We start from the raw sequence: 20,290 nt of genomic DNA on the forward strand, positions 1-20,290 counted from the left end.
GTCTTGTGGCGTTATGTGGCGAAGCCGCGGCCGGAGTGCAATCACGATCCTGGCATCGGGCAAAAAATTTGCCGGCTGGGACGCCGTCAGGCCTTCACCACCGTCTCTCGGAGCAGCCCGAGACGGCCAAAAACATTGCGTGTGTCGACGATCAGAAGGGCGTGATCAGCGATTGTCTGATAGTCGATCGCGTCATGGTCGGTTGCAACGACGACGGCATCGAAATCCTTCAAGGCCGCCTCGGTCAATTCGACCGAACGGCGCCCCTTGATCGCCATATGCTCTCTTGTGGTCGGGATCTCGGGAACATGCGGATCGTGGAATTCCGCCTTGCCGCCCCATTCCTCGATGAGTTCAATGAGCCGCAATGAGGGGCTTTCGCGGATGTCGGGCACATTCTTCTTGTAGGCGAGCCCGATGATGAGAATGCGCGAGCGGCTGAGCGCCTTGCCGCAGCGCCGGTCCAGCGCTTTCGCCAGTTCATCGACCACATGACGCGGCATAGCAGTGTTGATCTCTGCCGCCAGCTCGATGAAGCGGGTCGGCAGTTCGTATTCGCGCGCCTTCCACGTCAGGTAGAAGGGATCGATCGGAACGCAGTGCCCGCCCAATCCGGGGCCAGGATAGAAAGGCATGTAGCCGAAGGGCTTGCTCTTGGCCGCCTCGATCACCTCCCAGATGTCGATGCCCATCGCCCCGAGCACGACCTTCAATTCGTTGACGAGGGCTATGTTGACCGAACGGAAGATGTTTTCCGTCAGCTTGACTGCCTCGGCGGTCGCCGTGCTGGAAACCGGAACGACGGTTTTGACCACGCCTTGGTAGAAAGCCTGCACGAGCGTCGCAGCTTCGATGCCGTCACCTGCCACGACCTTGGGGATCGTCGCGACTTCAAAGTTGCGATTGCCGGGATCCTCGCGTTCGGGCGAGAAGCCGAGGAAGAAGTCCATCTTCGACTGCAAACCGGTTTCTTCCAGTATGGGCTTGATCACGTCGTCGGTGGTGCCGGGATAGGTGGTAGATTCCAGCACGATGAGGTGGCCGAGACGCAGATGCTTTGCGATGACGCCAGTCGTGTTCCTGACAAAGGAGAGGTCCGGCTCACGGTTTTTCGTCAGCGGCGTCGGAACGCAGATGATGATGATATCGCAGACGGACAGTTCGGCAAAATCCGCCGTGGCGCGGAACCGTCCACTCGCCACGTGGCCGGCAAGGGCTGTCGACGTCACCGCCTCAATGTAGGATTGGCCGTTGTTCAGGCTCTCGACCTTCTGGGCTTCGATGTCGAAGCCGAAAACCGGGAAGCCGGCCCGTGCGACCGCAATTGCCAGCGGCAACCCGACATAGCCCAATCCGATCACCCCGACTCGCGCGGCGTGCGTCGAGATACGGTTCAGCAGACGGTCATATGCCGATCGTGAAGCGTCCAAAAAACTGCTTTCCCGTCAATTCGGATAGGCTGGCCGCTGCCAGGCGCGGCTTACCATGGTCCCATGAACCATGGCCGAGGCATATTGCGGAAAGTGGGTTCTCGCAAGCCGTCATCAGACCGGCAACTTTGCCTTCAAGCTTGCGGCAGCCATCGCATAGCCGCCGGCGGCGCCATCTATGAAATGAACGTGATCGCGCTGCAGCGGAGAGGCGACGAGGCATGTCATCAAGGCCGATTTCTGGCGATGCAGGCCATAGTTGCAGATGCCCGCCTCTTCCGCCTGTTTCAGCCGGTTCTCGATCCGTTGCAACACATCAGCGTCAACGTCGATGGTCATCTTCAAGCCGTCGTCGAATTTCCGGAAATCCGAATTGCTGGCCACGTCGCGTTTGTAGATCTTCGGATCGAAACTGCCGATCGTCCAGCCATATCTGTCGGTGACGGCCGTAAGCGTCATCAGGAACACGATCCACAGCTTCGACAGCCACCGCCGTCCTGCCGGCGCCGTGGCCCGCGCCTCAATATCGAGGCCGGCGGGCAGCAAGCTGTAATCGGGCCCGTTCACCGGCACCGGGTGGCCATCGCGTTCCTGCCTGCCGGCAAGGGCGATGATGTCGGATGCCAGAAACTGAAAACCGCGCAGGTCGCGCGACGCCCCCGGTACGGCTATGATCGAGACGATTTCGCCATGCCGGGTTTCGATCGGGTTCCAGCGGCAGGAGAGGCCGGTCAGATCCGGCCGTGCGCCGGCCGGCGCGGGATCGATGCGGTAGCGCCCCGCTTTCATTTCGGCTTCCGCCCAACTGCCGCCACCGCCGGCGAACATGGCATAGAAGACCGCATCGGATGCTTGGAACCTTGCCACGCGAACGTCGAGGCCTTGCTCTCGAATATCCTTTATCGGCACGATTGCGGCACGCAGGGTTAGGTCCAGTTCGTCCGCCACCCATCTCTGGACAGCCGCCAGCGCGTTGCGGGTGGTCTCCACCGCCGAGCCGGGAAATGCGACGAGCGCCCCGTCGCCGCCGAAGACAAAGGGAAGATCTTGCCGACCCAGCGCATTGAGCAGGGCCGAAATGACACTGGCGCCGGCCATATTGACTGTCTTATAGCGTCCAGTCTCGATCGCCTTGGTCGAGCCGACAATGTCGGCGGTGGCCAGCGCCCAGCCATCGGGGAGAGGCCGATAGTTGTCGATATCGGCAACGCTTTCGAACTTTGCGAAGACCGGCAGAGAAGCGACAAACGGGTCCGACGCGGCAGCTGTTTCCATGACCATCAGATAGCACATTCCACTGCTTGAAGGTGAAGTCGATGATGCTTCGAAATTGACTTGCGCATGCTTTCCGATGATAGGGTCGCGCAATGCGAATTGCCTTCTACGCGCCGCTGAAGTCACCCAATCATTCCATTGCCTCCGGCGACCGCCAGATGGCACGCACGCTGGTCAAGGCGCTGGAACATGGAGGACACTGCGTCGAACTGGCATCCGAATTGCGCTTCTATCTACGCGAACCGGAGCCGAAAAGTTTCGATGCGCTCAAGATAGAGGCCCGAGAGGAAGCCGCGCGGCTGACCAGGCTTTGGGATCGTGACGGCACGCCCGATCTATGGTTCTGCTATCATCCCTATTACAAAGCGCCCGACCTGATCGGGCCCGAGCTGGCGTCGACCTTTGCTGTCCCATACGTGACGGCGGAAGCCTCCTATTCGAGGCGGCGCAATGCCGGTTTGTGGGCCGATACGCAGGCGTTGGTGGTGCGAGCCGTCGAACAGGCGGCGCTGAACATCTGCTTCACGCAACGGGATCGTCAGGGCCTGGCAGATGCGATACCCGGGGTCGCTGTTGATATGCTGTCGCCCTTTATCGACACATCGGTATTCCAGGAAATGCCGGCACGAGGTTGTCCAACGCGCCTCGTTGCCGTTGCCATGATGCGCCCGGGCGACAAAGTCGAAAGCTATCGCATGCTGGCGCAAGCGCTCGGTCTGATCGGCCACCTGCCCTGGACCATGTCGGTCGTCGGCGACGGGCCTGCCCGTGACGAGGTCAAGGCGCAATTCGCCGGCTTTGCCGCCGACCGTATCGAATGGCTTGGCGCGATTGAGCCAGCCGCAGTGCCGGATATCCTTTATGGCGGGGGAATTTACGTCTGGCCGGGTTACGGCGAGGCCTATGGCGTTGCCTATCTTGAAGCACAGGCCGCCGGCCTTCCGGTGGTGGCTCAGCACATCGCCGGCGTGCCGGAAGTCGTGCGAGATGGCCAGACCGGGTTTCTCACCCCGCCGCGCGATGTGGCGGCGTTCGCTTCTGCCATTGAAAGGCTTCTGGCCCGTAACGATGAAAGAACCACCATGGCTGCAGAGGCCAGACGTTTCATCCTTGAAGAACGTTCCCTCGGCGTTGCAGCGGCGCATCTGGCCGAACTTCTTCCGAAGGTCCCGGTTTCATGACATCGTCCGATCGGATCTGGCAGCCCTTGGTGGAAGAACTGGCGGGCCGGCAACGGGCGGGTCGTAAGGCAGAGTTCTGGCTGCGCGACGATGATGCCGTGGATCCGACGCCAGCGCTTGATCGGCTGCTCGACCTCACCGGTGAATTCGCGGTTCCGGTCACTCTGGCCGTCATTCCGGCCCTCACTGATGAGAAGCTTGTCGCCCGGCTTGACGAGGCGCCGCATGCCACGGTCGCCATCCATGGATGGGTGCATCGAAATCATGCGCCCGAGGGTCAGAAAAAGCAGGAACTCGGCGCCCATCGGCCACGCGAGGCGGTGCTCGATGAACTGGCTGGCGGGCTGTCGCACGTAACCGGCCTGCACGGCGCGCGCACCGTTCCGATGCTGGTGCCCCCCTGGAACAGGATCGACGCCGGCCTGGTATCCGACCTTGGATCGATAGGATTTGCGGCATTGTCGGTCTATGGGCCGCCGAAGCAGGCTTCGCTGGCGGTCATCAACAGCAATGTCGACATCATGGATTGGCCTGGCACGCGCGCCTGCCGCGATCACGGCCTATTGGTCCAGGCAATCATCGCGCACTTGCAGCATGCATTCGACGACGAACCGGTCGGCCTGCTCACTCACCATCTCGTACATGATGAATCGGCATGGCTTTTCCTCGAACGGCTGTTCGCGGTCACCGCACGGACTGAAGCCTGCGCATGGCTTCCGATCAGGACATTGATCGCGCGCAGCGCCGGTAGAAGAAAATAGCTCAGCGCTTTTTATGCGATGAGACTGGAAATTTGAGCGTCTGGCCATCCCGCGCGGCAAACGCGCCGGCAAACCTGTCCTCGGCCAGTTTCTCCATCTCGTCCAGTTGCTCGTCGGTGCGTGCTGGATCGTGGTGAAACAGCGCGAGCCCCCGCGCACCGGCCGCCTCACAGAGCTTGACGCCCTGTTGCCATGTCGAGTGGCCGTTACCGCGGCGGCGTTCCATTTCCTTCTCGGTATAGGTGCAATCGTAAACGACGAGGTCTGCATCGTCGATCAGGCCGAGCACCGACTGATCGAGCTTGCCCGTCTCGTGCTCGGTGTCCGTGATCACCGCCACGACGCGGCCGCCCCATTCGACTCGGTAGCCTATGCAGCCGCCCGGATGGGTAAGGCTGCCGGTCCGAACCACCACCCCTTCGCGCGGCCGAAGCACGTCTCCGGACACGAAATCGCGGCAGTCGAGCTTTGCCTTGCAGACGTCCATTTTCACCGGAAACCACGGCGGCCGTATGAACTCATCGATCATCTGCCGGGTCGTCATGCGTCCTGCAAGATGCCCGGACCAAACGGTAAGCTTGACACTCGGGTCAAAGATCGGCGCAAAGGCCGGCAGCCCGATGATGTGATCGTAATGGCAATGGGTGAAAAGCAGGTCGAAATCGGTCACGTCCGCCGCCTGAAACGCCCTGCCGGCAGGCCGCAGGCCAGAGCCCGCGTCGAACAGAAGCGTATGCTTGCCGCATCGCATCTCAATGGAGCTTGTGTTGCCGCCATAGCGAGCGAATTCTGGCCCGGATACCGCGATGCTGCCGCGCACGCCCCAAAATCTGACCAGGAAAAAATCGTCGTCCATACTACTTTTCGCCCATCGTGGCTCTAGGCGGTTCGTGCGTCGATCAGATCCGCGGTCGTATGGCTCAGCCGATCGGCAAGAACCCGCAATATCTCGATCGTCATTTCCGGGAATTCCTTCATAAGCCTCAGGAAATGATCCTTGCGGATTCTCAAAGCCTCCAGATCACTTGCCGCTCTGACGGTGGCAGTGCGGGAGCTGTTGCACAATATGGCGATCTCGCCGACGATCGAATTTGGCAGCAGCTCGGCAACTTTTATCGGCCCGCTGTCGGAATCGACCAGAATATCCGCCCTGCCTGAAAGGATGACATAGGCGGCGTCTGCCTCGTCGCCCTGCCGGAAAAGAATCTGGCCGGCGCCGTAGTTCACGCGATCGGATGTGAACGCGAGCAGCTTGAGCTTTGCCGGCTCAATGCCAGAGAACAAGGGAACGCGTTGCAGCATTCCAACTTCATCCTTGAGCAGCATTGTCGCAAACCTTCCTAAATTCGCGTCTGCCAGACTATGACAGAAGTTCCTTGAAAATACCGTTCCCTGCCAAAAGTGTCTCGTGTGTACCGTCTTCCACCAATTGACCCGAGTCAAAGACGATAACGCGATCGAACCCTATCGCCATTGCCGGACTCGTCACGACCCACACAATTGCCGGCGAATGGCTGTCGCGTCTGGCCTCCTCGAGCACGTTTCGCAGCACCTTGTCCTGAATGCGCTGATCGAGCGCCGACAGCGGCCGGTTGAGAATGAGAAAATCGGGACGTTTGAGCAGGGCCCGGGCAACATCGAGCTTTTGTCGCTGTCCAGCGGTCAGCCGCCTGCCGCCGGCGCCGACGTTGAAATCCAGGCCGACATCCAGAAGCTCGGCATAAAGCCCCAGCTCGTCAAGAATTTCATAGACGATGGAGCGTATGCGGTCCGGCGCGTCGGGATGGTTGTTACCTACACGCCCGAACAGGACATTGTCCATGACGGTGGCCGCGGCAATGTATTTGGCAGGATCATACCGTTCGATCGCGTTTTGCAGCTCGGACGGCAGGTTTTCATAGAACTGGTTGCGTGCGGCGACGATCTTGCTCATCAGCTCGCCGGTCAGCAGGCCGAAGCGGTGCCGGGGCTCGATATAGGCAAAGCTCAAGGTGATAATCATGGCGCGGTCGGCCTCCGAAACCGCCTCGTAGGGACGGTTCTTGAGCCGCTGCAGCAAGGTCTCGTAGGTGGGGATCTCTTCGGCGCTCATGAAGGCGAGCTGCTGAAGGAACTGGTGATCGGGCGGCAGGTCGGCAAACAGCTCGATCGCCTGTTCGGCGATCTCCATGCCCATTTCGTAGAGCGTGCGGTCGAGGCCGGCTTGCTTCAGCACGGAAGCAAAATAGGGATTGGCCGCCAGGGCCTTGTCGGCCAGTTCGGGGCCGGCGGCCGCGCCGAAAAGCAGGTTCTGGCCGATCGTCGCTTCCGTGTTGTAAGCGCCCGGCTCGAAAGGAACCACCAGTTCGCGCAGCCCTTCCTGTTCCAGCCGGGTTCGCAGCGCTGCACGCAGTTCGACGATCCGCCCGGCAAGCTTCGTGTGACGCGTGAGGTCGGCCGAAGAGCGCAAGCCAAGATCCAGAATGTCGCGCGACAGAAGAACCGCGTCGAGCACCCGGCGCACGGCTTCAAAGAGGTCGTGCGGTCCGGTAGCCCCGGCGGAAGCATAGTTGATCCAGTCGCTGTGGATGTCGAGATCCGGATTGCCCGACCGACGCGCCTCGTCAATGTTCCAGCGGTGCTGGTCTGCGGCGGCACCGTCATAAGTCACCTGTGTCAGCGGCGCATGTTTCAACCCGTAGAGCAGGTTATCGCGGAGGCTTGCCTGGAACAGGAAAACATCCGACGAGGCATAGGACATGCGCCGGCCGGTCACTGCTTCCGGGAGTTCAAGCAGGTCGTCGGTGCCCGAAGTGACCCTTCCACTGTCCGGCCAGTTCAGCCGCGCGAAGGCTTCTGCTAGCGCCTCCGCTCCACCTGTTGGGGTGCTCACCAGCGCCACCGTCTCAGCCGGCTTGACCTGCATGGAGATACGGTTGAGGAGCATTGAACCGCCATCGTCTGCCATGGACAGACCGACCGCCGACAGCGGGTTTGTCATCGGACCGGGATCGTCGATCGTCAGTGCTCCGATTCCCGGCGCAATGATGTCATCGACGGTAAACTGTTCAACGACCTGTTGATATTTGACCTGGACATCCTGCCGATCCTGATCCCAGTCGATCAGTTCCTTCATCGGTCCGGGCAAGTCCTTGTAGGCGCCGATCACGGCCACGAGTTGGCCGACGTCCAGCCGGCCCCCGATGACCAGATACCCGCCGATCATGTAGAACAGAAAGGGCGTGAGCTGCGCGAGAAAATTGTTGAGGAACTTTACCATGAATTTCCATTGGTAAAGATCGAAGCGGATCTTGAAGATGAGCCCGAGCCGGGCAGCTATGTCGGCGCGCTCGTAGTTTGACGTATCGTGGACGTGAACCGCGCCGATGCCGTCGACGATTTCGCCAACCCGGCCCGAAAGCGCGCGCGCCGTCAATTGTCGTTGGCGCCCGAGCACGAGTAGCCGCCGCCGCATTCGCGGGATGAGCACGATCTGGATCACCACGATCACGACCGCTATCATTCCGAGCCAGACGTTCTGGACCATGATGAACAGCATGGCCGTCAGCGCCTGGCCGCCGAGCAGCACCGGCTGCAGGAAGGCATCGCCGATGAAGCCGCCCAAGGGCTCCACCTCGTCCTTCACCATGGTCGCCACTTCGGCGGATTTCACCCGCTTGAAGTAAATCGGCGGAAACCGCAGCACACGATCGACCAGATCGAAGCGGATACGCCGCAGCATGCGTTCGCCGAGACGGCCCTTGTAGGTGTTGATGTAGAGTTTGAACAGGCCGTTGATGACGACCAGCAAGAGGAACACGATGCTCAGGGCAAGCAGCGTCGCCTTGCGGCCGAGCTGAAAACCGGAGAAGAACAGGACCTCGCCAATAAACGGCAGGTTATAGTGCAACCTCATGAAAGGCAGGGTCGCGCCGGGTTGCTCGAAGCCGCGGCCTTGAATCGGGCCGTTGACGATCAGCTTCGGCAAGTTGAAGGACATGAAATACGGGATCATCGAGAGCACGACGATCAGCAATATCCAGACCTGCTGCTTCTTGGTGTGCGTCCAGATATAGCGGGCTAGGCTGGGTTCCATATGCGACTGTGGACCTCAGTTGGAAGGATGGATGCAAAAGCACCTGCTGGCGAATGGCGTATCGGCAATTTCTTCGTCGCCAATGACAAGCTCGAAGCTGCAGTGCACGGAAGTAGTGCTGCGCTCAGCAAGATTGCGTTGTGTCGCCCGAAATCCCAACATACAAGGCGAATATGATGGATGTCACGCAACCGCGCAATGCCGGCATGGACGGGCACGAGCAAGCCTTGGACCTCACCCGAGGAATTGCGGCCTATGTCAAAAACCCTCTCGTGGCAGGGCTGGCGCGCGTCATCGCCAAGCACCCGAACGCCGATATCGCCAACGCCTTCAATCACAAACAGGTCGCCTGCAAGATGTGGGCGCTCGATAGGCTGTTCGAAAGCTGCGGCGGCCGGTTCGGGCGCATATGGGTTCTGGGTGGTTGGTATGGCGTGTTGCCGGCAATGCTTTTCAACGATGCCCGCTTCGACATCGCGGCGGTCGATAGCATCGACATCGATCCCGAAGTCGCGCCCGTCGCCCGGACCCTCAATCGGGAAGCCGGCGACCGGTTCCGGGCGCTGACGGCAGATATGTATGCACTCGACTATGCGGCCGAGCGGCCCGACCTGACGGTCAATACGAGCTGCGAACATATAGCCGATCTGCGCGCCTGGCTTGCTCTGCTTCCGCTGGGCACGAATGTTCTGCTGCAATCGAACGATTATTTCAGCGAGCCGACGCACGTCAACTGCGTGGCTTCGCTGGCAGCCTTCGAAGCAATGGCGGCGCTACGGGAGGTGCGGTTCTCCGGCGAACTGCCGACAAAAAATTATACGCGCTTCATGCTGATCGGAACTGTCTAATGCATTTCGCCCAAAAATTGCGTAGCGGTTTTGGGACTACGACATACATAAAAACAACGGCTTGAACCGCGTCGCACGAGATAGAGCGGTTCTGCGTTTCCGTGAAACGATGAACCGTTCTAGGATGCATCGTCCGTTTGATCATGTACTTTTCCGAAATCCGGTCCCCTTTTTACGGGCCATGTTCGATACCGCTCGCGCAGGATTTGCGCCGAGTGGCGGGCGCCTTCCAGATCGAGACGATGCGCGGATGGTCTCGGTGCCACAAGCGCCTCTTTGATCGCTTGCGCCAAGCCTTCAGGCGTAAGGTCCCTTTCCATCACAACCGTCGCAAGACCGAGTTCTTCTAGCCTCAGGGCGCGAACCGTTTGTTCTGTTTCCCCGCCGGTTGCAAATGGGACGAGCAGGGAGCGACAACCCGCGCGCAGGACATCGCAGACCGTGTTGTAACCAGCCTGCGAGACTGACAGGCGGGCGCCGGTCAGCAGGCTGGCGAAATCTTCGCGGAACCGGAAGATAGACAGGCCCGGCGTGACATCGCGTGCGATCGCGTCAAACTCGTCTTTCGGCAGGTTTGGGCCGGTGATCAAACACCATTTCCAACCGTTGTTGGCACTCCGCGCCGCTGCGATGGTGGAGCTGACAAGGCTCTTTCCGGCAGCTCCGCCCCCAACTGACACCAGAACGTCGAAGCGCTCGGAGGCCGCGGGCGACGACGGCGCGGCAACGAGCCCCGTGTAGGTGACCTCGGCCTTGATCGCCCCGGCCAGGGGAAATGTCTTGTCGATGGTTGCGAAAGCCGGGTCGCCGTGGACCATAACCAGATCGAAATGCCTATTGACAAGATCAACCGTTTCCTCATTTCGGCCCGGCTTGACGCGCTCCTGAAGGATATCACGGACGGACGTCGCCAGCAGCGGTCTGGGCGACATTGCGTCTATGGCCTCGATCAGCGGCAAGAGTTCGAAACGCATCTGCCGACGTCCAAATGGAAACGCCTCGACAATGACGATATCAGGCCCGCAATCCCGGAATGCCTGCAGCAGCATCTCCGAACGCCGTTTCTTGAAATCATCGTCGATGGGTTTGCCCTGCAGGTCGACAAGTCCGGAAAATGCTTCATCGCCGGAGGTAACAGGTGGCAGGGTGACAGATTTTACTCCCAGTCCCGGAAACCCCGCGACCGGAGCTCCGCCGGTCACGACGGTTACGTCAAACCCGTCATCGACCAGAGCCGCCGCAACGCGGCTGGTGCGTGCGAGATGGCCGATACCGAGCAGGTGCTGGACATAGAGGAAGGCACGCAGCTGCTTCAATCGGCGGCCCGCCACTCGCGCTCGAACAGTTCCTTGAGCTGTCCAATGCTCGCCATATGATCGAAATTGCCGCGCACATGCCGCTCTGCGGCGTCGCCGAGGCGGGCGCGCAGCACGGGATCACGGATCAGGCGCTCCAGCGCTTGTGCCAGGGCAATTGGGCTACCGGTCGGTACCAGCAGCCCGGTTTCATCCGGCGATATAAGCTCCGGCACACCAGAAACATCGGTGGACACGCAGGCAAGCCGCTGGCTAGCTGCCTCCACAAGAACATTTGGCAGACCGTCCCGGTCGCCATTTGCCGTGATCCTGCAGGCCAGGGCGAAGATGTCGGCGCAGCGGTAGTGCTCAAGCACCTGCTCCTGCGCAAGCGCGCCTTTCCAAGAGACGCGATCATCGAGGCCGAGCTTTTGCGCCAGCGCCTTGAGCCGTTCCAGTTCCTCGCCGTCGCCGATATGCTCGAAACGCCAGGCCAAATCGCCAGGCAAGAGGGCAAGGGCCTCCAGCAAGGTATCGTAACCTTTCTTTTCGACGGCGCGCCCGACACTCAGAACGATAACTGGTTTGTCCGGCGCCGAGCCGTCATGCTGTTTTCGCACCTCGCCGAAACTGCCGAAGCGATCAAGGTCGAGCCCATGATAACTAAGATGCACACGCGCGTTGCCGTTGGCGAGTTGTTTCAGACGATCGAACCCGGTTTTCGTGCAAGTGACCGTCCAGCGCGCCGAGGAAAGCTTGCCAGCCAGATCCCAGTCTGCCGAAGTCCAGATGTCCTTGGCATGGGCCGAGCAGCTCCAGGGCAGGCCACGAAGCTGGCTGGCATAGCGCGTCACCGATGCCGGCGTGTGCGCGAAATGTGCATGCAACCACCCCGCGTCTTCCGGCCATTCGGCCGCCAGCACGAGCGCTTGCCCGAAGCGGCGGACGCGACTGCGCGTAAAGTCGCGGGGGATATCGGCAGCTAGCGATCCGAGCGCGCGCCAGAAGCCCGGCCGCGGCAGATAAGCAAACAGCGAGCGGACCACGCGCAGCGGCTCTTGATGCAGATATTCCGGCAGATAATGGACGGGCGCTTTGATCTCGTCATGCACGGGGTGGCGTCTTGCGTCGGTCGGCCGCCTGAGCGCGACAAGTATCAGGTCGAACCCCGAACGCTCTAGACCGAGCAGTTCCTGCGCGATGAAGGTTTCCGACAGCCGCGGATAGCCCTTCAGAACCACGACGATCTTGCGATGTTGCAACTCAGCTCATGCCTTCAATGACCGAAAGGTGATGGCCGGCCCGCCGGTCGAGCAGTTCCGCGACGATTTCGGAAATATGAGGCAGCCCTTCCAGCGTCAGATGCGGATTGCTCTGCGATGGGCGGGGCCGGTTTGGCAGCACTTCCAGTGCATTGGCAAACCGCCGAGAATCCTCTGCTTCTTCCGGCAAAAGCATCTCGATGAGGCCGAGTTGGGCGGCGCGCCGTGCACGAATCAGTTGTTCCTCGCGGGGCTTAATGCGCGGCACGATCAGCGCCGGCTTGTCGAAAGACAGTATCTCGCAATAGGTGTTGTAACCGCCCATCGCCACCACCGCCTTGGCGCCGGCAATCAGCTCTTCCATGCGGTTGTCGAACTCGATGATCTTGATATACGGGATCTTGGACCCCTTCTTGAGCAGCTTGTTGCGCTTGCGGGCCGGCATGTAAGGCCCAAGCACGATCAGCGCCCTGTGCTGCAATTGCGGATCCTGCTGATAGGCATCGATGACGTCGTGAATCAACTCACCGCCGTCACCGCCGCCACCGGTCGTAACGAGGATATAGTCGCCCTCGGGCCGGTGGCCCGGCAACTCGTTCTTCTGCAGGCTCCGTTGCAGGAAACCCACGAACTTCATCTTTGCTCTGACAGCCGGCGGCACATCCAGGCCGGTCAATGGATCATAGAAATCCGGCGGCCCGTAGACCCAGACCTTGTCGTAGAACAGGCCGATCTTGCGCATCACATCCCTGCGTGCCCACTCTGCTTCGAGCAGATGCGGCGCGTCCATCACCTCGCGCAGGCCCAGCACGAGCGTGGTGCCCCGTGTCTTGAGGTAGGACAGCGTATCCTCAATCTCACCACGCAGGCCGAGCGGTTCCTTGTCGACGATGAGGATATCCGGCCGGAAGGTCTCGGCTGTGTGGCGGATGATTGACTGGCGCATCCTTAGCGTCTCATGCAGATCGATATCCTTTTCCAGCGAGGTGTATTCGCCGTTGCGCAGCTTGATGACGCTGGGGATCTTCACGAAGTCGACACGGGCGCGGTAGTCGAAGGCGCCAGCGATAGGCGCACCCGAAATGATAAGCACCTGAAGTCCGCGAAAATCCTCGACCAGCGAATGCGCGATCGTCCGGCAGCGCTGCAAGTGACCGAGCCCGAACGTGTCGTGGCTGTACATGAGAATTCGAGCATTTTCTGCGTGCTGGGTCATTGTTGAACGTCTCTTAGAATTCTCGCCTTGAGGACCGTGAGCGACGCGCCGGCTTCGAAACCATCGTGGTTTTGAAAAATGAGCCGCCATTTTTAATGTGTATTACTTCTGTGGAATGCCTTTCAGACAGGCTTTCCGATTGTCTTAGTCCGAAACTTGTTGGATTGGCGAATATCGCCTCGGCGGGAGCGGGCCGAGACACCTTGTTGTCGTTTTGGGAAGGATCGAAGGGGCATATGGTATCCAAAAGATCGGCAGAAATCATCCCTCTTGATTCCAAAAAGTTCCGGTGTCTCCGAACTCCATTGGTTCGGAGCGGTGAAGGCGAAATCCGCTATCCTGCCCATATAGCCAATTGATCGGTCGCCCGGCGGCGCACGGCCCATATTGTTGTGGAACTCATTTCGCGCGCCATTGCTCTCGGTCTTGGGGGACCAAAGGTGCTGCCCATCAATGTCTTGACGGGCGGTCTGATTGTGATTCACCGACCAGAACTGAGCCATCTGTCGCCCAAGCTAGCCGGAATTTCAGCAAGAATCGAGTGGATGCCAGCGCTGACAACGCACCGCCCGCAGATGGGCGTGTGCAAGACCAGTTGCTTGTCGATCGCGATGGCCTCTAGTTATCTCTTGGGGCGGCAGTTCGACCATGGTGCCGAAGGCATCGCCCTGGGCGCCGCCGACGAAGAAGCGGATGTGGATATCCTTGCACCACTGGGCGCCGAGCGCCTGCCGGCAGTGTCGAGATGGGAGCGCCGTGGCAATCAACCAGCAGCTGCTATCAACGCGGTCACAACGATCAGCGCGCGCATCATGGCCTAAGCTCTCGCCCGTGCCGTGCCCGCGGCTGGGCGGCGGCGTATCGCTGACTATTTGAAGTGTCCGGAAATGCGATGTTTCGCTAGCAGGATTGCGGGGCCGCGGTACGCGGCGCGCTACGGCTTCTCGGATCCTTACGTCGCGCCAGCCTGCTTGCCGCACGAAGGCCTATCCGCGCCATGTCGAACAAAGCGGCATGGACCGGCCTGCTCGAGCAGGATGGCCGTTGAGGTGATGGGGGATAAGACAGACAACCTCTCAATCTCGATAAGCACCGACCTCTCCACCATAAAGCGCAATCTTAAGCAGCCGATGGGCGACTTAGGCCAGACCACTTCAGGCACCTAGAAGAAGCAGTTCGACAGGCTCGGCAAAGGCATCGACCCGTCGTCCACTCCGATGCAAAAGCGCATCAACGAAATAGTTGGTCTGCCATTTGCTCCAAAGTAGAAAGGATGGCGTGGAGCGCTTGCCGATGCCGGGACTAAACAGCTCCTTCCGAGCGAGGGCCTCAACGGTATTCAACGTACGGTTTGATCCAAACGGGAGCGAAAACAGCCATGCCTCGGAGCCACTTTAGCGCAAGCTGATTAAATCGTGGTTGGTAGCAATCGCGGGCGCGAGTGTCGCAGTATGGAGTTGAGACTATCTCTGGCGGATCGGTTTGTCTTCCAGCATGGTCATGGCCCAGGTGCCATTCAAAGCGGCACGCCAGCTTGTCACATTGCGGCACCAGGAACTATTTTTGGAACCGTCTTGGGACTGATGGGCGGCTTCGCTATGGCTGCTGTGGTATGCGGGAAGCCCGCAACCCTGCTGCTCATTGAAAACCATCTGTACAATCTGCTGGCGGTAGTGGAACGGAACCGCGCACCAAAGGAAATTTAGGGTTGCTAGCTGGGTTTCTATCTGAATGCAAACGGCGGTGATTTTCCCGAATCACCGCCGTTGATGCAACCAAGCCACAGGGAAGGACGGCTAGGCACATGAGAACGATCACCAAATTAAACCTACCGGTGAGTCCGTCAAGTCGTCCCGTGGCCACATGTCGTAAGCACATGAGTTGTCCGGATTAGGTAGCACATGAGTTGTCCGGTTTTATCGCCAGCCAAAGGAGGCTGGGGATGAGACCGACAGCATGGCTACAGGGCCGGGGAATGCAGAAGTTTCGGGACGTTTTTCCTGGCGGAAGGCCGACCTTCAGTCGGCCTTTCCCATGAAGTTGCGCCATGCGAGCCGAAGTGCCGGTGCCGCCTGACGAACGGTCGATCGCCTTGTCGCCGTAAGATGCCGCGCCGCGGCCGTCGGCGTTGCTACTCGAGGGCCTGTCGCACCAGATGACGTGGTGCACGCCGCGTATCCTCTCGTCTTCAGGATGAACTGGATTGCAGACGGTTCGAGCGCGTCGAAGAGACTGCGACTGAACTCCACGATGTCACTGGCCGACATCCCATCCAAGCCCTGCCACGAGGCCTGCGGCTCGATTACAGCGTAGTAATCACCCCGCTAACGGGGCCCTGCTCCCTACGCTTGTTAATGCATGTCGCCCGGAAGTGTCCTCGGTTCTTGGATAACGACATGCATAAAATCAGAAGCTTACAGCAGGTCGGGCGAATCCTATTCGCCGCGACATGCTGTAGGCGCCGCGGAACTCTCCGACTGACGGGATATCTTCAAGGGTTCGCAATCTGAAAATAGGGCGCGATCTCGCGCGCGCTCAAGCAATCCGCCTTCCAATAGCTCAATATTGCGGATCGCTACTGCGCAACCGATTGGATGGCTTGGATATGCCCGTGAATGAACGCCGCCCTCGGATGGTTTGATCGGCGAAGGTCATCGAACAGGCGGCTCGATACCATTACGCCAAGTGAAAAGCGGCGATATGGCAGCTTACAAACAGACACGAACTTCACAATGAGTTGCCCTGGGATGTCGTCTTCTTATCGACCAAGGACTGGATCACAAGCCTTCCGATCTTGCTATCCAGAAAATCCTGCCGTGCGACCAAGAAATACCCTCGTTCGGATGAGATCGGTTCTGGATCCATTGCAATCAGAAGCCCATTCGCGATCATCTCGTCGATCACGCCGCTCCAGCCCAGCCCAATTCCGTACCCCATCAAAGTCTGATGAATGGCAATGCCATGGTTGGTCACTGTGATGCCAGCATTGATACTCTGACTGTCCGGCGACCTTAGGTCCCGCCAGTCCGACCAAGTGAACCAGCGCTGTTCTCGATCCTCAAGGTGGATCAAAGGCCCCTGAGCGAGCATTTCGGCGCGAGAAACGCCGGCAAGGCGCGAAGCGAGAGCGGGCGCTGCCACCGGAACCACAATTTCCTGCATCAGCAAGCGGCTTTCGTACCCTGACCAATCGCCGCTGCCAAAAAGAATAGCGCAGTCCACCTCCTCCAACGGAATGTCTTGATCGCGTTCCGCCGTCGTTACCCTGACAGCCAGATCGGGATAGAGGCGCCTGACTCTCTCCAGACGCGCCATAAGCCAGAACATGGCAATGCCCGGATAGGTCGCGAGCGTCAGGGCATCCTGTCGATTATTTCTTCGGAGCTTGGCGCTCGCCCTGGCCATATCCGAGAGGCCGTTCGCTATCGTCTGGTAGTATGACAGCGCCTCGGCAGTTGGCACCGTGAGCGAGCCCTTCCTTTCGAACAGCTGGACGTTGAGGTCTCTTTCCAGAGCATGAATCTGGTGACTGATGGCGGGTTGGCCGACATTCAGTTCTCTTGCCGCCCGGGTAAAGTTCCCGAGCCGGATACAGGCCTCGAAAACACGCAACGATTTCAAAGGAGGTAAATCATGCATTCTGGAGCAGCCATTTTGCCTGTCGATGCCGAACGGCAATGTGAAGATTAGCAGCCATCATCAAAAAAAGTAATGCACCGATGAATCTTATCTGCCTGTCCATGCCTCAAGCCGGGTGAGAAAAACAGTCTGGGAGAACGGGAATGGGAGTTGGCCCGGCCTCGGCCATCGCCGGCTTGGAGGAAGGCTTTCATAGACGAAAGCTGGCGCTGTTCTCGATAGCTGTTTGAGGAGGCGGTGGTCGTCAAATAGCGAAGTCTGCATCAACCGCTTGGGAGGAAGAAATGAAATACAGACACATTGTTGCATGCCTCGCCGGAACAACCCTCGGCCTTCTGTCGATGGCGTCGGCATCGCTTGCGGCCGGATGCGGCGAAGTGACAATCGCCACGATGAACTGGCAATCCGCTGACGTGGCGGCCAGTCTCGACAAATTCATCTTGGAGAAGGGCTACGGCTGTTCCGCTGAAATCGTTTCCGGCGACACCGTGCCAACCCTGACCTCGCTCGCCGGCAAGGGGCAACCGGATATCGTTCCCGAGGCCTGGGTCAGCCTGCAGCCGGAACTGGTCAAAAGCGCTCTGGACGGAGGCAAGGCGATAGCCGCATCGAAAATCCTTTCCGACGGGGCGATCCAAGGTTGGTGGATTCCGCAATACGTCGCCGAGGCACATCCTGACATCAAGACGATCCCCGACCTTTTCAAGCATCCCGAACTCTTTCCCGCTCCGGAGGACAAGAGCAAGGGTGCCGTCTACAATGGTCCGCAAGGCTGGGGCGGTACGGTCGTAACCACGCAGCTCTTCAAGGCGTTCGGTGGAGAGAAAGCCGGTTTCACGCTGATCGACACCGGATCCGCGGCCGGGCTCGATGGCTCGATCGCGAAAGCCTACGAGGCCAAGCAGCCCTGGGTCGGCTACTATTGGGCTCCGACCTCGCTCCTCGGCAAGTACCCGATGGTCAAGCTCGGGTATGGAGTTGACTATGATGCAGCTGAATGGAAGCGCTGCACATCGATCGGCGACTGCCCCGACCCAAAGCCGAATGCATGGCCCGCAGACGACGTGCAGACGCTTGTCAGCAAGACTTTCGCCGATCGCGCCGGTCCGGCAATCATGGACTATTTGAACAAGCGCGCATGGTCGAACGATACCGTCAACAAGCTGATCGCCTGGATGACGGACAATCAGGCGACTGGCGAGGACGGCGCCAAGCATTTCCTCAAAAACGATGAGGACATCTGGAAAGCCTGGGTTTCTCCCGAGGTGGCCGAAAAGATCAAGGCCTCCCTCTAACTGCCCGCGCAAGCGGTCGAGGGCGGCATCGCTGAGCTGGCGCCGCCCCGCCTTTTCCACGGGGAAACTGGGAATGGATTCGTTCTGGAAATTTCCGACGATGGACGCAGATACGCTGCGTCTCTTGAAGAAGAATATCGATGAAGGCTTCCGTGCATTCACACGCGCCTACGGCGACAGCATAGAGAGCCTTTTCAACCCGCTTCAGAGCTTCCTCATCTGGGCTGAACGCCTGCTCCTCGCAACCCCATGGCCGGTCGTGATTGCGGCGGTCGCGGTCATTGCCTGGATCGCAAGTCGCAGCATGAAGATTGTCGCAGGCTGTGTCGTGACGCTTCTGGTCATCGGCTGGTTCGATATGTGGGACGACACGATGAAGACGGTGTCGATGATCTTCGTCTGCACCGTGCTTGCAATCGTGATCGGAATACCGATCGGGATCGGAATGGCCCGTTCGAACCGGTTGCAGCGCATCGTCAATCCGGTACTCGACGTCATGCAGACAATGCCCAGCTTCGTTTATCTGATCCCCGTCGTCATGTTGCTGGGGATCGGCCGCGTGCCCGGCGTCATTGCGGTCGTTATCTACGCTGTTCCGCCGATGATACGTCTTACCAATCTCGGAATCCGTATGGTCGACAAGGATGTGCTGGAGGCGGCGGATGCCTTCGGCTCATCGAGCTGGCAGAAGCTGCGCAATGTCCAGCTCCCGCTTGCGCTGCCCACGATCATGGCAGGCGTCAACCAAACGATCATGATGGCGCTTTCCATGGTGGTGATCGCTTCGATGATCGGCGTGCAGGGGCTCGGCCAACCGGTGCTCAAGGCAATCGCCAACCAATACTTCACTCTGGGCGTCTTCAACGGCCTCGCCATTGTCGGTATCGCCATCATCTTCGACCGCATCAGCCAGGCATACGGCAGCCGCCTGCAAAAACACCGAGAGATCGTCCATGGCTGAAGCGAACCAGCCCGGGATCGACATCAGGAACCTCTGGAAGGTTTTCGGACCGAATGCCAAAGCCATGGTTCCCTTGCTGGAGCAGGGGACTTCCAAAGCCGAACTGAACGGGCGCCACGGCCACGTCCTCGGTCTCAGGAACGTCAACATCACCATGCCGGCCGGAGCGATACAGGTCATCATGGGCCTTTCCGGCTCCGGCAAATCGACGTTGATCCGCCACATCAACAGACTGGTCGACCCGACCGCGGGCGAGATCCTGGTTGGCGACGAAGACGTCGTGAAAATGGGGGCTCATGAACTGCGCGAGTTCAGGCGGCATAAGACGGCGATGGTGTTTCAGAAGTTTGCGCTGCTACCGCACCGCAACGTGCTGGAAAACGTTGTCTACGGCCTGGAGATACAAGGTGTGCCGCGACGCCGGCAAGTCGAGGCGGCCACCCGCTGGGTCGACCGTGTGGGTCTTGCCGGTTTCGAAAAGCACTATCCCAACCAATTGTCCGGGGGCATGCAGCAGCGTGTTGGGCTTGCTCGGGCGCTCGCAAATGATGCTCCGATCCTGCTGATGGACGAGGCGTTTTCGGCGCTCGATCCTCTCATTCGCACGGACATGCAGACGGTGCTGCTCGATATCCAGAAGGAAATCAGGAAAACCATCGTCTTCATCACCCACGATCTCGACGAGGCCCTTCGGCTAGGCGACCGAATCGCCATTCTGCGCGACGGGGAAGTGGTGCAACAGGGCACCAGCCAAGACATCGTCCTGCGACCCGCAGACGACTACGTCAAGGCGTTCGTCAAGGAGGTCAGCCGGGGCCGCGTCGTCTATGTCGAGGCAGTCATGGCGCCGTTCAATCCGGAGGATCGGTCATTGGCTACCGTGCCAAGGCAAACGACGCTTGATGCCGCCGCGAATGTGCTAATGCAGCATTGCTGTGAGCATCTCACCGTGATGGACGAAGCCGGAACGCCGGTCGGCCAGATCAGCCTGCGACAGCTTTTGCGCGCGATCGTGACTCCGGCTGATGACATCGGTTGAACTGACGGCCGTT

Annotated in this window: 16 protein-coding genes and 2 pseudogenes; 7 read left to right on the forward strand and 11 right to left on the reverse strand. The window is 59.6% G+C overall.

Going from position 1 to position 20,290, the window contains the following annotated elements:
- Positions 1 to 86: 86 nt before the first annotated feature.
- Complete coding sequence (locus LB543_RS23500) at positions 87 to 1,430, reverse strand: nucleotide sugar dehydrogenase (RefSeq protein WP_224615704.1); 1,344 nt, start codon at positions 1,428 to 1,430, stop codon at positions 87 to 89.
- Between the two features lie 114 nt (positions 1,431 to 1,544).
- A complete protein-coding gene (locus LB543_RS23505) occupies positions 1,545 to 2,705 on the reverse strand; it encodes a DUF3095 domain-containing protein (RefSeq protein WP_224615737.1) in 1,161 nt (386 codons plus the stop codon).
- Positions 2,706 to 2,797: 92 nt separating this feature from the next.
- Here LB543_RS23505 and LB543_RS23510 point away from each other — a divergent pair, with 92 nt between their 5' ends.
- A complete protein-coding gene (locus LB543_RS23510) occupies positions 2,798 to 3,886 on the forward strand; it encodes a glycosyltransferase family 4 protein (RefSeq protein WP_224615705.1) in 1,089 nt (362 codons plus the stop codon).
- Positions 3,883 to 4,647 (forward strand): polysaccharide deacetylase family protein, encoded by a 765-nt coding sequence (locus LB543_RS23515; RefSeq protein WP_224615706.1) that lies wholly within the window; start codon positions 3,883 to 3,885, stop codon positions 4,645 to 4,647. Before LB543_RS23510 ends, LB543_RS23515 begins: the two co-directional genes overlap by 4 nt.
- A gap of 1 nt (position 4,648) precedes the next feature.
- On the opposite strand, the gene LB543_RS23520 is transcribed toward LB543_RS23515, so the two are convergent.
- Genes LB543_RS23520 through LB543_RS23530 form a run of 3 tightly spaced genes read right to left on the reverse strand, consistent with a single transcriptional unit; the run spans position 4,649 to position 8,722 of the window.
- Positions 4,649 to 5,503 carry an MBL fold metallo-hydrolase gene (locus tag LB543_RS23520; RefSeq protein WP_224615707.1) on the reverse strand — a complete coding sequence of 285 codons (855 nt, stop codon included), beginning with the start codon at positions 5,501 to 5,503 and terminating at the stop codon, positions 4,649 to 4,651.
- A 23-nt stretch (positions 5,504 to 5,526) separates the two neighbouring features.
- The gene (locus LB543_RS23525) at positions 5,527 to 5,973 is read right to left on the reverse strand and encodes a cyclic nucleotide-binding domain-containing protein (protein WP_140756786.1); all 447 of its coding nucleotides are present in this window, start codon (positions 5,971 to 5,973) and stop codon (positions 5,527 to 5,529) included.
- Positions 5,974 to 6,007: 34 nt separating this feature from the next.
- Entirely contained in the window at positions 6,008 to 8,722 is a 2,715-nt protein-coding gene (locus LB543_RS23530; RefSeq protein WP_224615708.1) for an ABC transporter transmembrane domain-containing protein, read from the reverse strand.
- A 176-nt stretch (positions 8,723 to 8,898) separates the two neighbouring features.
- On the opposite strand from LB543_RS23530, the gene LB543_RS23535 reads away from it, so the two are divergent.
- Positions 8,899 to 9,570 (forward strand): class I SAM-dependent methyltransferase, encoded by a 672-nt coding sequence (locus LB543_RS23535; RefSeq protein ID WP_140808305.1) that lies wholly within the window; start codon positions 8,899 to 8,901, stop codon positions 9,568 to 9,570.
- Positions 9,571 to 9,689: 119 nt separating this feature from the next.
- On the opposite strand, the gene LB543_RS23540 is transcribed toward LB543_RS23535, so the two are convergent.
- The 4 genes and pseudogenes from LB543_RS23540 to LB543_RS34215 form a co-directional block, all read right to left on the reverse strand.
- Positions 9,690 to 10,886 (reverse strand): glycosyltransferase family protein, encoded by a 1,197-nt coding sequence (locus LB543_RS23540; protein WP_224615709.1) that lies wholly within the window; start codon positions 10,884 to 10,886, stop codon positions 9,690 to 9,692.
- On the reverse strand, positions 10,883 to 12,127 hold the full coding sequence (locus tag LB543_RS23545; protein ID WP_224589971.1) for a glycosyltransferase: 1,245 nt from the start codon (positions 12,125 to 12,127) through the stop codon (positions 10,883 to 10,885). Before LB543_RS23545 ends, LB543_RS23540 begins: the two co-directional genes overlap by 4 nt.
- Position 12,128: 1 nt before the next feature.
- Complete coding sequence (locus LB543_RS23550; protein ID WP_140808302.1) at positions 12,129 to 13,343, reverse strand: glycosyltransferase family protein; 1,215 nt, start codon at positions 13,341 to 13,343, stop codon at positions 12,129 to 12,131.
- A 644-nt stretch (positions 13,344 to 13,987) separates the two neighbouring features.
- Positions 13,988 to 14,096, reverse strand: a pseudogene (locus LB543_RS34215) (sugar ABC transporter substrate-binding protein); the annotation flags it as partial.
- A gap of 698 nt (positions 14,097 to 14,794) precedes the next feature.
- Here LB543_RS34215 and LB543_RS23560 point away from each other — a divergent pair.
- Entirely contained in the window at positions 14,795 to 15,049 is a 255-nt protein-coding gene (locus tag LB543_RS23560; RefSeq protein WP_140756800.1) for a hypothetical protein, read from the forward strand.
- A gap of 304 nt (positions 15,050 to 15,353) precedes the next feature.
- Here the strand turns inward: LB543_RS23560 and LB543_RS23565 are convergent.
- Positions 15,354 to 15,664: pseudogene (locus LB543_RS23565) on the reverse strand (proline racemase family protein); the annotation flags it as partial.
- Positions 15,665 to 16,070: 406 nt separating this feature from the next.
- Positions 16,071 to 16,982, reverse strand: a complete 912-nt coding sequence (locus LB543_RS23570; protein ID WP_140756802.1) for a LysR substrate-binding domain-containing protein — start codon at positions 16,980 to 16,982, stop codon at positions 16,071 to 16,073.
- Positions 16,983 to 17,323: 341 nt separating this feature from the next.
- Here LB543_RS23570 and LB543_RS23575 point away from each other — a divergent pair, with 341 nt between their 5' ends.
- The 3 genes from LB543_RS23575 (at position 17,324) to LB543_RS23585 (ending at position 20,277) form a co-directional block, all read left to right on the forward strand.
- Entirely contained in the window at positions 17,324 to 18,277 is a 954-nt protein-coding gene (locus LB543_RS23575; RefSeq protein WP_140757055.1) for an ABC transporter substrate-binding protein, read from the forward strand.
- 73 nt (positions 18,278 to 18,350) lie between these two features.
- Positions 18,351 to 19,238, forward strand: a complete 888-nt coding sequence (locus LB543_RS23580) for an ABC transporter permease (protein ID WP_140756804.1) — start codon at positions 18,351 to 18,353, stop codon at positions 19,236 to 19,238.
- A complete protein-coding gene (locus tag LB543_RS23585) occupies positions 19,231 to 20,277 on the forward strand; it encodes a glycine betaine/L-proline ABC transporter ATP-binding protein (protein WP_224615711.1) in 1,047 nt (348 codons plus the stop codon). Before LB543_RS23580 ends, LB543_RS23585 begins: the two co-directional genes overlap by 8 nt.
- The last annotated feature ends 13 nt before the right edge of the window (positions 20,278 to 20,290 follow it).

Source organism: Mesorhizobium sp. ESP7-2, assembly GCF_020164715.1.
Taxonomy (GTDB): domain Bacteria; phylum Pseudomonadota; class Alphaproteobacteria; order Rhizobiales; family Rhizobiaceae; genus Mesorhizobium.